Raw genomic sequence first — 15,049 nt, forward strand, 5'->3', positions numbered from 1 at the left:
GGGTCCGGGATCGGTGCCGCTCCGGTTCACCGCGGATTCAAGGCCGGTCCACGGCCGGTCGACGGACCGGTCGTACCGCGGGCCGATCTTGCTCGACAAATGCCGCGAAGTCCTTTCTTCACCCCCAACTTCCATTACCGAATACAATCCGGATATCGTGTCCAACCTCACAAATGGGCTTGGACCTGGGGGCGGGGTATGTCGGCGGACCGTCTGATCGGCAAGGTACCCCCTGGACCGGAGGTCGCGAACATCACCGGAACCGCACCGACCGGACAGGCGGGACAGGACAGACTGATCGGCAGGCGCTACCGTCTGCTGTCGCCGGTGGGCCGCGGCGGCATGGGCATGGTCTGGCACGCCCACGACGTGCTGCTCGACCGGGACGTCGCGGTCAAGGAGCTGATCCTCCCCTACGGACTGGACCACGCGGGCAAGCAGGTGGCGCACCGGCGCATGATGCGCGAGGCCCGCTCGGCGGCCCGGCTCAGCCACCCGGGGATCGTGACCGTCCACGACGTCGTCGAGGAGGACGGGCGCCCCTGGATCGTGATGGAGCTCGTCCGCGCCTGGTCCCTGGAGCAGGCCGTGCGGGAGAGCGGGCCGCTGCCGGTGGCCCAGGCCGCCGAGATCGGCATCCGGGTGCTCGACGCGCTGCGCCACGCCCACGCCTCGGGGATCCTGCACCGCGACGTCAAGCCCGGCAACGTGCTGCTCACCTCCGACCGCGTGATCCTCACCGACTTCGGCATCGCCGCCCTGGAGGGCGACGTCACCATCACCCAGACCGGTCTGCTGATGGGTTCGCCGGCCTACATCCCGCCGGAGCGCCTCTCCGGCCAGCCGATCACACAGGCCGGCGACCTGTGGGCCTTCGGCGCCACGCTGTACGCCGCGGTCGAGGGCCGCCCCCCGTACGAGGGGCCCGACGCGGTGGCCGTGCTCGGCGCGATCCTCACCCAGGACCCCGTGCGGCCGCAGCGGGCCGGGGCGCTGGCCGGCGTCATCGAGGGCCTGCTCCGCAAGAACCCCGCCGACCGCATGTCCGCCGCCCAGGTCTCGGACCTGCTGGAGCAGGTCCTGCGCAGCCACGGCTCCAGCACCCCCGACCGGGGCCCCAACGGCCAGGTGCCCGCCGCGATGCCGGTGCCGGGCAACTCCATGCCGCTGCACCTCATGCCGCCGCTGGACCCGCCCTCGGGGCCGATGCCCTCGCGGATCATCGAGACCCCCTCGGGGCCGGTGCGCGTGCCGTACGACCCGCAGCAGGACGCCCCGGGCGGCGGGCCGGGGCACGACCCGCTCTCCGGCCCGTCCGGGCCGTACTCCACCGGGCCGGCGGGCGGCCCCGGGCAGCCCGCCCCGCTGAACGTCACCATCGCGCCGTTCACCTCGCTGGACAGCATGTCCGGCGGGACCCGGCGCGGCTACGACGCGCTGCGCAGCACCTCCGCCGAGCTGAGCCGGCCGCCGGGGACCTCCCCCGGGGACGCCTTCTTCGACACCTCCTTCGACGCGCTGTCCAGCTTCTCCGGCGAGGTCCCGGTCCCCGGCGCCCCGGCCGGGGACCGGTCCGCCCGCGGGCGGTCGGAGACCGCCGTCCGGGAACGGCCGGGCCGGCCGGAGAGCGCCGACCGGCGCGAGCGGGCCGAGGGACGCAGGACCTCGCGCCGCAGGGCGTCCTCCGAGGGCGGCTGGATGCGCGACGGGCGCCCCACCCCGCGCCTGCTGGCCGTGGGCGGGGCCGGCGTGCTCGCCGTGGTGGCGGCCGGGCTGTTCGTACTGACGTCCGGTGACGACTCCGGCCCCGTGCGGGAGCGCACCTCGTCCGCCTCGGTCTCCGCCCCCGCCGACGGCGGGCAGAGCCGCAGGACCGGTGAGGTCCCCGAGGGGTTCAAGCGGCTGAGCGCGGGCGGGGTCGCCGGCGCCGTACCGGAGAACTGGACGGTGAAGGAGCGCGACGACGGCGCCGTCGTCTTCTCCGGGCCGAAGAGCGGCGCGCAGAGCATCGTCGTCACCCAGGTGCCCGTGGCCGACCCGGTGGCCGCGCTCGGCAAGCTCGACAGGTCCGGGCTGGACGAGTACATCGAGGTCGGCGTGTCCCCGGTCTCCTACGACGGCTGGAAGGCCGCCGACTGGGAGTACACCTACGTCCTGCCGGACGGCATCGTGCCGATGCACGGGCGGACCCGGTACGTCGTGGTCGGCGCCGACAGCGCCTACCAGATCGCGATCGTCGTCAAGGACATCGACTGGGAGAAGAGCGCCGGGATGATGGACGCCTTCTTCGCCACCTTCGACCCGGGGGCCTGAGACCGGCCCCGGAGCCCGCGGTCCCGGGACGCACGGGGGCGCGGAATATCCGCTGGGGGGATCGTCACGAGTGATGACAGACTTCACTCGTGACGACAACCCCCTTGAGTCCTGACATCTCCCCTCCGGGCCCGGATCGCGTCGCCGCCGTCCAGCGGCGGACGTTGGGCGTCCTGACCGCGGCGCAGATCACCAGCGGCATGGGCGTCGCCGTGAGCTTCACCCTCAGCTCGGTGCTGGTCGCCAGGCTCTCCGGCTCGGAGGCGCTCGGCGGGCTGGCGGGCACCGCGGGCGTGCTCGGCGCCGCGCTGCTCGCCCTGCCGACCGCCAAGGCCTCGGGCCGGGGCGGGCGGCGGACGGGACTGACCCTGGCCTACGGCTGCGCGGCGCTCGGCTGCCTGATCTCCGTCATCGCCGTCACCGCCGGGTCGTGGCCCCTGCTCCTGGCCGGGCTGGTGCTGTTCGGCGGCGGCAGCGCGGGCAACCTGGCCTCGCGCTACTCGGCCACGGACCTGTCGCCCGCCGGGCACTCCGCCCGGCACCTGTCCTGGGTGGTCTGGGCGGCCACAGTGGGCTCGGTCGCCGGCCCCAACCTCGCCGAACCGGCCGACCAGATCGGCCAGCGGCTCGGCCTGGCCCCGGGCGCCGGCCCGTTCGTGCTCGCCCTGCTGGGCTTCCTGCTCGCCTTGGGCATCCTGACCTCGGGGCTCCGCCCGGACCCGCTGGTCCTGGCCCGCTCGCTCGCCGCGTCCGCGCGGAGCACCGGAACCGCCCCGGGCGCCGCGGCCTCCGCCCGCACCGGCCCGGTCCCCCCGTCCGCCGCGGCCACGCCGGCCGGCCCCGCCCACGGCGGCCCCACCGCACCCGTCACCGCGCCCCCCTCGCCCGCCGCGGAGACGGTGGCGGCGGTGAAGCCCGCGGGGACCCTGCGCACCGCCTGGCGGACGCTGCTCGACTCCCCGGCGGCACTGCGGGCGATGGCCGCGATCGCGGTCAGCCACACCGCCATGGTCTCGATCATGTCCATGACCCCGGTCCACCTCGACCACCACGGGGCCTCCGTCTCGGTCATCGGCCTGGTGATCAGCCTGCACATCGCGGGCATGTACGTGCTCTCCCCCGTGGTCGGCTGGCTCGCCGACCGGATCGGCCGGGTCCGGGTGCTCGTGCTCGGCATGGCCCTGCTGCTCGCCGCGTCCGTCCTGGCCGGTACGGCGGGCGAGCACGACGTCCCCCGGGTGACCGCCGGGCTGGTCCTGCTCGGAGTCGGCTGGTCCTGCGGCCTGGTCTCCGGCTCGGCGATGCTCACCGACGCCGTCCCGCTGGCCCGGCGCCCCGCCGTGCAGGGACTGTCCGACCTGGTGATGAACGTCTGCGGCGCGGCCGGCACGGTCGTCGCCGGAGTGATCGTGCAGGCTCTGTCCTACGGCGTGCTCGGCACGGCCGTGGCGGTCCTGGTCACCGCCACCGGCGCCTGGCTGGCCCTCGCCCGCCGCTGAACCGCCGCCCCGCCGGGCCGTCCGCGGCGGGACCGTCCGCCCCGCGCCGCCGCATCCGGCTCCCGCGCCCCGGTCCGCGCCCGCCGCATCCGGCTCCCGCCTCCGGTCCCCGCCCGCCGCCGCGTCCCGGCTCCCGCCTCCGCCCGCCGGAACCCGTCACTTGGCGTCGGCGTAGCAGCGCACGGCGACGGCTTCCATCGGGAAGCGCACGGGGGTCGGGCCGAACAGCAGGCGGGTCGCCTCCTCCGCGGCCCGGCCGACCGCCTCGGCCACCTCGCCGGCCAGCTCCTGCGGGCAGTGCACCATCACCTCGTCGTGCTGGAAGAAGACCAGCCGGGCCGGGTCGGGCAGCAGCCCGCGCAGCACGGCCATCAGGGCCAGCGCCCACTCGGCGGCCGTCGCCTGGACCACGAAGTTGCGGGTGAACCGGCCCCGGTCGCGGGCCGCCCGGCTCCCCTCCGGCCCGGAGACCAGTTCGCGCCAGCGGGCCGAGGGCGGCGGGCAGGTGCGGCCCAGCCAGGAGCGGACCAGCCTGCCCTCCTCCCCCGCGCGGGCGGCGTCCTCCACGAACCGGTAGGCCTCGGGGAAGCGCTGGCGCATCACGGCCAGCAGCTTGGGGGCGTCTCCGCTGGTCCCGCCGTACATCGCCGAGAGCATGGCGATCTTGGCGTGGTCGCGCTCGCCGCCGAACGCCCGGGCGAGCGCGTGGTACAGGTCCGCCTGCCCCGCCGCTCTGGCCAGGCCCCGGTCCCCGGCCATCGCGGCCAGCACCCTGGGCTCCAGCTGGGCGGCGTCGGCGACGACCAGCGTCCAGCCCTCGTCGGCCACCACGACCCTGCGCATGGCCCGGTGGATCTGCAGCGCGCCGCCGCCGCTGGTCGCCCAGCGGCCGGTCACCACGCCGCCCACGACGTACTCCGGGCGGAAGCGGTCGTCGCGGACCCACTGGTCGGCCCAGGCCCAACCGTGGAAACTGTGGAACCTGGCCAGCTCCCGGTAGGCCAGCAGAGGTGCGACGCCGGGGTGGTCGATCTTCTTGAGCTCGTGCGCCCTGGCCGAGGAGACCGGCGTGCCGGCGGCCTTGAACGCCTTGACGATCTGCTGGACGGAGTCGGGGTTGAACGACGTGCCGAACACGGCCGTCACCTCGTCGGCCAGGGCCTGGAGCCTGGCCGGGCGCATGCCGTGCACCGGGCGCGGGCCGAGCATCTCGGCCAGCAGCGCGTCGTGCAGGTCCCGCCGCCAGGGCATGCCGTCGTGGGCCATCTCCGCGGCGATCAGCGCTCCCGCCGACTCGGCCGCGACCAGCAGCCGGAACCGGCGCGGGTCGGCCGTCGCCTCGATCCGCCGGAGCTGGTCGGCGTGGACCTCGGCGACCAGCCCGGCGTCCGGCGGGGGCGGCCGCTCCTCCTCGAACAGGACGGCCTGCCGCGCCCCGGGCCCGTGGTGGCCCGCGTGGTCCTGCTCGCGGGCGTCGTGGTCGTCGGGCACCGGCAGGCCGTGCAGCCGGGCGTGCGCCGCCCGGACCGACCGGGGCTCGCCGTACCGGCCCTCGTGCGCCAGGAGCAGGCCCTCGGTCAGCACGAGGTCGTGGCAGCGCGCGAGCCGCACCCCGCGCTCCAGCACCGCCGGGTAGACCTCCCGCGTGTCGGCCCAGACCCAGCGCGGGGCCCCGCCGCCCGCTCCGCCGCGCCCGCCCGGCCCCGCGCCGTCCTCACTCCGTCCCGCGCCGCGCCCGCCCCGCCCGGCGGCCGGGTCCCCGGCGGGCCCGCTCCCCGCCCGCGTCTCCAGCTCCCGCACGGCCGCCGCCAGGTCCGCGACGGCCTCGGTCTCCTCCCCCGCCCGGCGGAGCAGGCCGGACCCGTCGGCCCCCGGCACGACCACGACGTTCATGTCCCCAGCGTGTCACGCGCCACCGACGGTTTCGATCAGGCGAGCGGGATGAGGACCTCGTCTTCGAGCGGGGGTTCGATCTCCTGGGGCAGGCAGCCGGTGGCGGCGAAGCAGCGGATCCGCAGGGCCTGCGGCGTCACCGAGACGTGCAGGAAGCTCTTGAAGAACGGCGGGGTGTCCCAGTCGGACAGTTCCGACAGGTAGCGGTGGAAGACCTTGCCCACGGGCAGCCGGAGCGGTAGCGGCCAGGAGCCGAGCAGCCGCGCCGCCCACCGCATCCGCCGGGTGATCCGCACCCCGCCGATCGGCCGCGGCGGGGTGTTGCCGATCCGCTGGGACATCAGGCACACGGCCTCGTCCGGCGTGAGGTAGAGCCAGCGCATGCGCAGCCGCTCGCTGTAGAGCTTGCTGTAGAACGAGAGCGAGTCGCCGCGCAGCGGGTAGCACTTGTAGTCGTCCTCGTGCACGCCGCCGACCGTGACCCTGGGGATGGTGTGGGTGGCGTGCGTGAACGCCCCCGAGCCGCCCGCCACGACGTACTGGATCGTCCGGTCGCCGACCCGGACCGGGAAGCGCTGGTAGTTGTGCACGTCCCCGCCGATGGCGGCGACGTAGTTGTGCCGGGGGTCGGTCACGATGTCGTCGATCGTGCCGCCGCCCTCCAGCTTCGACGGCTTGTACTCGTTGCGGACGTAGATGGGCTTGCCGGTGACCAGCACCTTGGGGCGCGGGTCCAGCGAGACCTGCCGGAGCCAGTCGGCCTGCTCCCGGTCGATCGTGCCGGTGATCCCGGTGTCCACCCCCACGACGAGCAGGCCCGGGGCCTCCAGCACCCAGTACGGCCCCGGCTGCACGGCCCGCTGCTCGGGGGCGGAGCGGCGCTCGCGGGCGCGGGCCAGCCGCTCCTCGTCGATCGGCTCCGGCCTGCGCCAGAGCAGCCCGCGCAGCCCGGAGGGCGAGAGCCGGAACCCCTCCCGCCGCGCCTCCAGCGCGGGGGCGTCACAGAAGACGCGCATGAAGCCGCCGAGCCCGTCGTACCAGTCGTGGTTGCCGGGGATCGCGTAGATCGGCGCCCGGTAGTCCTGGTAGGGGCGGAAGAACTTGTCGTCGTACTCGTCGCCGGCGCCGGTGGGGTAGACCACGTCGCTGGCGATGACCGCGAAGTCGGTGCTCTCGCCGATCCGGAGCATGCCGGGCACCACGGCGTACTGCGAGGCGTCGCCCTCGCCGGTGTCGCCGAGGAGCAGGAAGGAGAACTCCTCCCCCACCTCCAGCGGGATCCGGAGGGAGGGGTCGGCGCCCCGCGCCCGCTGCGCCGCCGTCCATCGCGTCCGGACCTGCCCCGACGGGTCGCCGAACAGCGCGGCGAGGATCTCGTTGCGCGAGCGCCAGAGCGTGCGCGGGTTCAGCCAGGAGAACGACCGCGCGCCCGGCGGTCGCAGTCCGGCGAACTCTCCGAGCTCCACGCAGTCCCAGCCCGCGCCCTCCTCCGAGATCCGCGAGGAGACCTCGCGCCCGCGCTCCGCCGCCCGCTTCACGTCGACCATGGTCATATTCTGGCCGCGATCATGCGCGCGTGCGCCCGTTCGGGGAAGCGCGCCGGTCAGGACAGGCGGCCGATGCGGAAGTCGTCGAAGTACACGCGGGGGTGGGAGTCACCGCCGGTCTTCCTGACGTGGATTCCGAACAGGGGCTTGCCGTTCGCCTTCGCCACGTCCGTGTCGACCACGCCGGCCACCAGATGGTCGTCCACCCAGAACGCCACCCGGATCCGGCCGTCGCTCCGCTCGCACTCCAGCCGCAGCACCGATCCGTTCTTCTTGAACCCGGGGATCAGGACGTCGGCGGTCAGGTCCCAGGCGCTCTCGAAGGTGCTCCTGCGGATGCGCGCCCGTCCGCCGGGGCTGACCTCGGCGAAGTAGGAGAAGTAGGTCTCGTCGGGCGTGTACTGGCAGAAGACCCCGCTCCACGCGCCGTAGGGGTCCCCGTCGGCGAGGTCGGCCTTGACGCTGACCAGCACGCGCTCCGGAGCCTCGGCGTTGACCGGCGCCTTGTTCTCCCGGTAGTCCTTCGAGGGGTCCGTGGCCATGGTGAAGCGCCCGTCCCCGGTGTAGCCGTGCAGGGTGTCGACGCGGGTGCCGTCGCCGTTGTACCAGCCGGACTTGTCGTCGCCGAAGTCGTCCCGGTACAGCACGTCGGTGCTCTCCGGCGGCCCCTGCGCGAGCATCCGGACGCCGAGCACCCCGGCCGCCCCCAGCAGCAGCGCCCCGGCCACCGCCCCGCCCACCAGGTACGGCCGGCGCGGGAGCCGGGTCCGCTTCGCGGGTTCCTCGCCGGCGGCCACCCGGGCGGTCGGCCCGGCCAGGCCGGACAGGTCGAGCCGGACCGTGCCCGCCACCCGGGCGGTGTCCTCTGCCGCCTTCCGGCCGACCAGTCCGGACAGCAGTTCCCGGGCCGTCGGCCGGGCCGCGGGGTCCTTGTCCAGCGCCGCCCCGACCAGGCCGCGCAGTCCCTCGTCGAGGGCGCTCAGGTCCGGTGTGTCGTGGACCACCCGGTAGAGCGCCTCCGGCACGGTCCTGGAGGCGAACGGCGAGGAACCGGTCGCGGCGGCGGCCACCACGCAGCCCCAGGCGAAGACGTCGGCGGGCGGGCCCGCCTTGCTCTCGGAGACCAGCTCCGGCGCCATGTACTCCGGGGTGCCGAGGAGCGTGCCGGTGACGGTCTGCCCCCTGCCCGCGTCCAGGGCGCGGGCGATGCCGAAGTCGATCACCCGCGGGCCGAGCGGGGAGAGCAGCACGTTGGCGGGCTTGAGGTCGCGGTGCACCACGCCCGCGTCGTGGATCGCGCTGAGGGCGGTCGCCACCCCGACGGCCAGCGCCTCCAGGTTGGACCCGGTCAGCGGGCCCTGGTCGCGCAGCAGGCGGGCGAGGTCGGGCCCCGCGACGTACTCGGTGACCACCCAGAGCGGCTCGCCCTCCAGCCGGGCGTCCAGCACCGGGGCGGTGCAGAACCGGCTGACCCTGCGCGCGGCGGCCACCTCGCTCCGGAACCGCGCCGCGAACTCCGGGTTCGCGGCCAGGTGCCGGTTGATCACCTTGATCGCCACCGGTCCCGACGGGCCCTCGGCGAGGTAGACCGTGCCCATGCCGCCCCTGCCGAGCCGGCCGGCGATGCGGTAGGGGCCGAGCTCGACCGGGTCGGAGGGCTCCAGGGTCAGCGCGGGGGGAAGTCCGTAGGCCGTCACATCGGACGATCTTAGGTTGGATGGATCATCCAATGGGCGAGAAGAGATGACATGACGCACTCGCTCCGGTAACGCACCGGCCTCCCGGAACGGAGAGGGGCTCCCCATCCCGCCCCCGCGCCCTCCCGCCGATCCACTCTGGAATATAGTTCTGTCCGTGTACGCGTACTGGGAGACGGTCCCCACCCGGTGGAAGGACAACGACGTCTACGGCCACATGAACAACACGGTCCACTACTCGCTGATGGACACGGTGATCAACACCTGGCTGATCAGGACCGCGGGTCTCGACATCCACGAGGGGGACGCCATCGGCCTGTGCGTGGAGTCGCACTGCGTCTACAAGGCCCCGGTCTCCTTCCCCGAATACGTCCGGGTCGGCCTCAGGATCGGGAGGCTGGGCCGCTCCAGCGTCCGCTACGAGCTCGGCCTGTTCCGCGAGGACGGCGAGACGGTCGTGGCCGAGGGGCACTTCGTCCACGTGTTCGTGGACCGGGAGACCCGGCGGCCCGGCGAGATCCCGGCGCCGCTGCGCGCCGCCATGGAGAAACTGGTGATCACTTAGATGAGCACGTCCACCCGCGCCGCCGTCCTCGTCGAGTCGGGCCGCCCGGCCCCGTACGCCTCGTCGCGGCCCCTGGAGATCATGCCGCTGACGCTGGAGGCGCCCGGCCCCGGGGAGCTGCTCGTCCGGGTCCGCGCGGCGGGCCTGTGCCACTCCGACCTGTCGGTGATCGACGGCTCCCGGCTCCGGCCGCTCCCGATGGCCCTCGGCCACGAGGCCGCGGGCGAGGTCGTGGAGGCCGGCCAGGGCGCCGAGTTCGCCCCCGGCGACCACGTGGTGCTGTCCTTCGTGCCCGCCTGCGGGCACTGCCCGCGCTGCGTGGCGGGCCGTCCCGCGCTGTGCGAGCCGGGCGCCGCGGCCAACGGGAACGGCACCCTGCTCGGTGGCGGCCTGCGCTTCGCCGCCGCCGACGGCGCCCGCCCCCGGCACCACCTCGGCGTCTCGGCCTTCTCGGAGTACACCGTGGTCTCGGCCCGCTCCGCGGTGAAGATCGACCCCGAACTGCCCTTCGAGATCGCGGCCCTGTTCGGCTGCGCCGTGCTGACCGGGGCGGGAGCCGCGTTCTACAGCGCCGGCGTCTCCCCCGGCGACGGCGTCGCGGTGTTCGGCCTGGGCGGCGTGGGACTGGCCGCGCTGCTGGCCGCCAAGGCCGCCGGAGCCGCCACCCTGGTGGCGGTGGACGTGGTCGGCGCGAAACTGGAGCTGGCGCGCAGGCTCGGCGCGACGCACACCGTCGCGGGCGGCCCGGACGCCGTCGAGGCGATCCGGGAGATCACCGGCGGCGGGGCGGAGAAGGTCGTCGACACCACCGGGGTCGTCCCGGTCCTGGAGCAGGCCTACCGGGCCACCGCGCGGGGCGGCACGACGGTCACCGTCGGCCTGCCCGACCCCTCCCGCGAGCTCACCCTGCCCGCGCTCAGCCTGGTCGCCGAGGAGCGCACGCTGCGCGGCAGCTACCTCGGCTCGTGCGTCCCACGCCGGGACGTGCCGCGCTTCGTCGGCATGTACCGCGCCGGGGTGCTCCCGGTGGACGCCCTGCTGTCGCACCGGCTTACGCTGGATGAGGTGAACGAGGGCTTCGACCGCCTGCACACCGGCGAGGCGGTCCGCCAGGTGATCGTGATGTGACGGGACCCCGGAAGGCGGGGCCCCCACGCCGGAGGCGATCGACGACAGGAGGGCGATGCAGACCTTCCTCCCCTACCCGGACTTCGACGCCACCGCGCGCGTCCTCGACCCGCTCCGCCTGGGCAAGCAGCGGGTCGAGACGCTGCAGATCCTGCGCGCGCTGACCGTCCACGGGTACGGCTGGCGCAACCACCCCGCGGTGAAGATGTGGACCGGCTACGAGGAGGCCCTGGTCCGGTACGGCCTGCAGATCTGCGGCCACTGGTGCGCCACGGGCCGGGCCGACACCTGCTCGGCCACCATGGCGGGAGAGCTGGCCGAGCGCTGCGGCGTCGCCTCCCCCCGCTCCCAGCCGGAGCTGGCGGCCGCCGGCGAGCTGCCGCCCTGGCTGGGGGACCCGGCCTTCCACCGCAGCCACCGCTCGTCGCTGCTGCGCAAGGCCCCCGAGCTGTACCGCCCCGCCTTCGGCGACGAGCCGGACGACCTGCCGTACGTCTGGCCCGCCTCCGACCGGCCCCCGTCGTGCCCGCCGAGTCCGCCCGGGTGACGGGCCGGTCCCCCCATCCGGGCAGGCCCGGCGGGAGCCCTCCGCAGGACCCGGCCCGGCCCGCGACAGGCCGGGCCGGAAGACCGGCACGACGGGCGGGCCGGCGCGGTCAGGGGATCAGCACCCCGGGGTTGAGCACGCCGGCGGGGTCGAGCCGCTCCTTGATCCCGCGCAGGACCTCCACGCCCAGCTCGCCGATCTCGGCGGCGTAGGCCTCGCGGTGGTCGCGGCCGACGCCGTGGTGGTGCGAGATCGTGCCGCCCGCCGCGACGATCGCCTCATTGGCCGCCCGCTTGGCCGCCGCCCACTGGGCGAGCGGGTCGCCGCTCTGCGCGGTGACGACGGTGAAGTAGAGCGAGGCGCCCGTGGCGTACACGTGGGAGACGTGGCACATCACCAGCGGTGAGCCGAGCGCGCCGTGCAGCGCCAGCCGTACGGCGTCGTAGAGGCGGGGCAGGCCGGACCAGAAGGCGGCCGTCTCCAGCGTCTCCACGGTGGCGCCGGCGGCGAGCAGCGAGTCCCGCAGGTAGGGGGCCGAGTAGCGGCCGTGTTCCCAGGCGTCGCCGGGCCCTGGCCCCAGGCAGGTCCCGCCGAGACCGGTCAGCGCCTCGGCGGCCCGGTCGCGGCGCCCGGCCGCCTCTGCCGCCTCCCCCTCGTAGCCGGCGATCACCAGGCAGCCCCCCTCGGCCGCCGCACCGCCGATCTCGCCCGGCTTGGCCAGGCCGACCATCGTCTCGGTCTCGTCGGACAGGCGCAGCACGGTGGGGACGGGACCGTCCTGGGCCAGGCGCCGCAGCGCGGCGGTGCCCTCCGCGAAGGAGGGGAACCGCCAGCCCTCGTAGATCCGGGCGGCCGGGGCCGGCCGCACCCGCAGCCGGAGCGAGGTGATCACCCCGAAGGCGCCCTCCGAGCCGAGCACCACCTGGCGCAGGTCCGGGCCCGCCGCGGACTTGGGCGCGCGGCCCAGTTCCAGGGTGCCGCGCGGGGTGGCCGCGGTCAGGCCGACGACCATGTCGTCGAAGCGGCCGTACCCGGCGGAGGCCTGGCCGCTGGAGCGGGCCGCGGCGAAACCGCCCAGCGTGGCGTACTCGAACGACTGCGGGAAGTGGCCCAGCGTGAGGCCGCGGGCGGCGAGCAGCTCCTCGGCCTGCGGCGCGCGCAGGCCGGGCTCCAGCTCCGCGACCATCGACTCGGTGTCCACCGCGACCAGCCGGTTCAGCCGGGCCAGGTCGAGGGCGACCACCCCGGCGAAGCCCTCGCGGACCGGGGTCAGGCCGCCGACGACGGAGGTGCCCCCGCCGAACGGGACCACCGCGACCCGGTGCGCGGCGCAGATGCGCAGCAGCTCCAGCACCTCGGCGTGCGAGCCGGGCAGCACCACCGCGTCGGGCGCGTCGGAGCCGTCCCCGGCGCGCAGGCGCAGCAGGTCGGGCGTGGACCTGCCCCGGGTGCGCCGGATCCTCGCCTCGTCGTCGCAGCGCACGTGGCCGGGGCCGACGACGCCGCGCAGCTCGTCGAGGACCTGCCCGGGCAGGGCCGGGGCGGGCAGCCGCACCTCGTCCAGGCGCACCGCGGGGCTCGCGGGCGGGCGCACGCCCAGCAGGTCCGCCAGCAGCCCGCGGATCGGCTCGGGCAGGTCGGCGGCCCGGGCGGGGTCGCCCCAGCCGGACCAGAGCATCGGTTCGGCGGCGGTCTTCGGAATCTCCACCCCTACACTGTGACATATGACGTCCAACCGTCACAACGAGACCGGCCCGGCGAAGGGCTCCACCGACGCGCTCCTCGACGCGGCGCGCGAGGTCGTGCTCGCCGTCGGGGTGCGGCGCACCACGCTCACCGACGTGGCGCGCCGGGCGGGGCTGTCCCGGATGACCGTCTACCGCCACTGGCCCGACGTGCGGAGCCTGGTCGCCGACCTGATGACCCGGGAGTGGGTCGAGGTCGCGGGCCGCTTCGCCGATGACGACCCGGTCACCGCCGCCGTCGGGTCGGTCCGGGCGCTGCGCGGCCACCCGCTCTGGCGCAAGATCGTCGAAGTGGACCCCGAGCTGCTCCTGCCGTACCTGCTGGACCGCCGGGGCTCCAGCCACGACGCCATGCTCGCCCTGATCGAGTCGGCGATCAACCGGGGCCGGGCGGCCGGCACCGTACGGCCCGGCGACGCGCGCGCCCAGGCCAGGGCCGTGCTGCTGACCGCGCAGTCGTTCCTGCTGTCCGGCGCCACCATGCTGGACCCGGCCGCCCCGGACGGGCCCGCCCCCGCCGCGCCGGACCGGGTCACCGAAGACGTGCTGGACGCCGAACTCACCACCCTCCTGGAGAGGTACCTGTCGCCGTGAACTCCTCCCTCAACGCCGCCCGCCGCGCCCGCGAACTCGCCGAGCTGGCCGACGGCCGGACCGTCGACGTGCTGGTGGTCGGGCTGGGCGCCACCGGCGCCGGCGCGGCCCTCGACGCCGCCTCGCGAGGCCTGTCGGTGGCCGCGGTCGACGCCTTCGACCTGGCCTTCGGCACCTCCCGGTGGAGCTCCAAGATGATCCACGGCGGCCTGCGCTACCTCGCCAGGGGGCAGCTCGGGGTGGCCCGCGAGAGCGCGGTGGAGCGCGGTGTCCTGCTCGCCCGCACCGCTCCGCACCTGGTGCGGGCCCAGCCGTACCTGCTCCCGCTGACCCCGGAGGTCTCCCGGCGCCGGGCGGCGGCGGTGATGGCCGGCTACCGGCTCGGCGACGGGCTGCGCGCCGCCGCGCGCACGCCGCGCCGCCTGCTGCCCGGCCCGTCCCAGATCTCCGCCGGGCGGGCGCGCGAGCTGGCCGCCCCGCTGCGGGCCGGCGGCCTGCGCGGGGCGCTGCTGTCCTGGGACGGACGGCTGGTCGACGACGCCCGGCTGGTGGTGGCGCTGGCCAGGACGGCCGCCGCGCACGGCGCGGCGGTCCTGACCCGGTGCCGGGCGCTGGAACTGGACGGCGCCGGGGCGCGGGTCCGCGACGAGCTCACCGGGGAGACCGCCACGATCCGGGCGCGGGCGGTGATCAACGCCACCGGGGTCTGGGCCGCCGGGCTCGACCCGCGGATCCGGCTGCGCCCGTCGCGCGGCACCCACCTGGTGCTCCGCCCCGAGACCCTGCCGGAGCTGCGGGCCGGCCTGCACGTGCCGATCCCGGGGACGGGCAACCGCTTCGCGCTGGTCCTGCCCCAGGCCGACGGGCGGATCCACGTCGGGCTGACCGACGAGCCGGTGGAGGGGCCGGTCCCGGACGTGCCGGAGGCCCCCGAGGAGGACGTCGCGTTCCTGCTGGACGTGCTCAACTCCGTGCTGGGGGCCCCGGTCCGGCGCGAGGACGTGGCCGGGACCTTCGCCGGGCTGCGCCCGCTGCTGGCCGCCGGGGGGCACACCGCCGACCTGTCCCGGCGGCACGCGCTGCTCACCTCCGCGGACGGGGCGGTCACGGTCGTGGGCGGCAAGCTCACCACCTACCGGCGGATGGCCGAGGACGCGGTCGACCTGGTGGTGCGCTCGCGCGGCCTGGACGCGGGGCCGAGCCGTACGGCGCGGCTGCCCCTGGTCGGGGCCGTCCCTGCGGGGACCCGGCCCGCCGACCGGCTGGCCGGGCGGTACGGCGGCGAGGCCGGGGCCGTGCGCGCCCTCATGGAGCGCGACCCGGCACTGGCCGAACCGCTGCCCACCGGGGTCACCGGGGCCGAACTCGTCTGGGCGGTCCGGCACGAGGGGGCGCTGGACGCGGCCGACCTGCTGGACCGGCGGACCCGGATCGGCCTGGTGCCGCAGGACCGGGAGGCGGCCCTGCCCGCCGCGCGGGCGGCGCTCGCCTATCCGGAGGAGCCCGACCGGGGCTGAGCTT

General features: G+C 75.7%; 11 protein-coding genes. 7 read left to right on the plus strand and 4 right to left on the minus strand.

The window, feature by feature from the left end; genetic code table 11:
* Positions 1 to 198 precede the first annotated feature (198 nt).
* Complete coding sequence (locus HS048_RS37595) at positions 199 to 2,313, plus strand: serine/threonine-protein kinase (RefSeq protein ID WP_230881896.1); 2,115 nt, start codon at positions 199 to 201, stop codon at positions 2,311 to 2,313.
* 89 nt (positions 2,314 to 2,402) lie between these two features.
* Positions 2,403 to 3,812: an MFS transporter gene (locus HS048_RS27100; RefSeq protein WP_307832664.1), complete on the plus strand. Its 1,410-nt coding sequence runs from the start codon at positions 2,403 to 2,405 to the stop codon at positions 3,810 to 3,812.
* 156 nt (positions 3,813 to 3,968) lie between these two features.
* Here the strand turns inward: HS048_RS27100 and HS048_RS27105 are convergent, their stop codons facing one another.
* The 3 genes from HS048_RS27105 to HS048_RS27115 are packed head-to-tail and all read right to left on the minus strand — an operon-like array spanning position 3,969 to position 8,949.
* Positions 3,969 to 5,705, minus strand: coding sequence for a bifunctional 3'-5' exonuclease/DNA polymerase (locus tag HS048_RS27105; protein ID WP_230881897.1), 1,737 nt, complete (start codon positions 5,703 to 5,705; stop codon positions 3,969 to 3,971).
* Positions 5,706 to 5,740: 35 nt separating this feature from the next.
* Complete coding sequence (locus HS048_RS27110; protein WP_196469065.1) at positions 5,741 to 7,252, minus strand: metallophosphoesterase; 1,512 nt, start codon at positions 7,250 to 7,252, stop codon at positions 5,741 to 5,743.
* 56 nt (positions 7,253 to 7,308) lie between these two features.
* Entirely contained in the window at positions 7,309 to 8,949 is a 1,641-nt protein-coding gene (locus HS048_RS27115; RefSeq protein WP_196469066.1) for a serine/threonine-protein kinase, read from the minus strand.
* Between the two features lie 157 nt (positions 8,950 to 9,106).
* Between HS048_RS27115 and HS048_RS27120 the strand changes: the two genes are divergently transcribed.
* Genes HS048_RS27120 through HS048_RS27130 form a run of 3 tightly spaced genes read left to right on the plus strand, consistent with a single transcriptional unit; the run spans position 9,107 to position 11,189 of the window.
* The gene (locus HS048_RS27120; protein ID WP_196469067.1) at positions 9,107 to 9,514 is read left to right on the plus strand and encodes a thioesterase family protein; all 408 of its coding nucleotides are present in this window, start codon (positions 9,107 to 9,109) and stop codon (positions 9,512 to 9,514) included.
* Positions 9,515 to 10,642 carry a zinc-binding dehydrogenase gene (locus HS048_RS27125; RefSeq protein ID WP_196469068.1) on the plus strand — a complete coding sequence of 376 codons (1,128 nt, stop codon included), beginning with the start codon at positions 9,515 to 9,517 and terminating at the stop codon, positions 10,640 to 10,642. It begins immediately after the preceding gene.
* A 55-nt stretch (positions 10,643 to 10,697) separates the two neighbouring features.
* Positions 10,698 to 11,189 (plus strand): MSMEG_6728 family protein, encoded by a 492-nt coding sequence (locus tag HS048_RS27130; RefSeq protein WP_196469069.1) that lies wholly within the window; start codon positions 10,698 to 10,700, stop codon positions 11,187 to 11,189.
* Between the two features lie 109 nt (positions 11,190 to 11,298).
* On the opposite strand, the gene HS048_RS27135 is transcribed toward HS048_RS27130, so the two are convergent.
* Positions 11,299 to 12,867 (minus strand): FAD-binding oxidoreductase, encoded by a 1,569-nt coding sequence (locus tag HS048_RS27135; protein WP_068896220.1) that lies wholly within the window; start codon positions 12,865 to 12,867, stop codon positions 11,299 to 11,301.
* Between the two features lie 46 nt (positions 12,868 to 12,913).
* Here HS048_RS27135 and HS048_RS27140 point away from each other — a divergent pair, with 46 nt between their 5' ends.
* Together HS048_RS27140 and HS048_RS27145 are read left to right on the plus strand one after the other, a co-directional pair.
* Entirely contained in the window at positions 12,914 to 13,528 is a 615-nt protein-coding gene (locus HS048_RS27140; protein WP_068895921.1) for a TetR/AcrR family transcriptional regulator, read from the plus strand.
* Complete coding sequence (locus tag HS048_RS27145) at positions 13,525 to 15,045, plus strand: glycerol-3-phosphate dehydrogenase/oxidase (RefSeq protein WP_196469070.1); 1,521 nt, start codon at positions 13,525 to 13,527, stop codon at positions 15,043 to 15,045. The genes HS048_RS27140 and HS048_RS27145 overlap by 4 nt, the downstream gene beginning before the upstream one ends.
* Positions 15,046 to 15,049 lie beyond the last annotated feature (4 nt).

The organism is Planomonospora sp. ID91781, from assembly GCF_015711595.1.
In the GTDB taxonomy this organism is placed as follows: Bacteria; Actinomycetota; Actinomycetes; order Streptosporangiales; family Streptosporangiaceae; genus Planomonospora; species Planomonospora parontospora.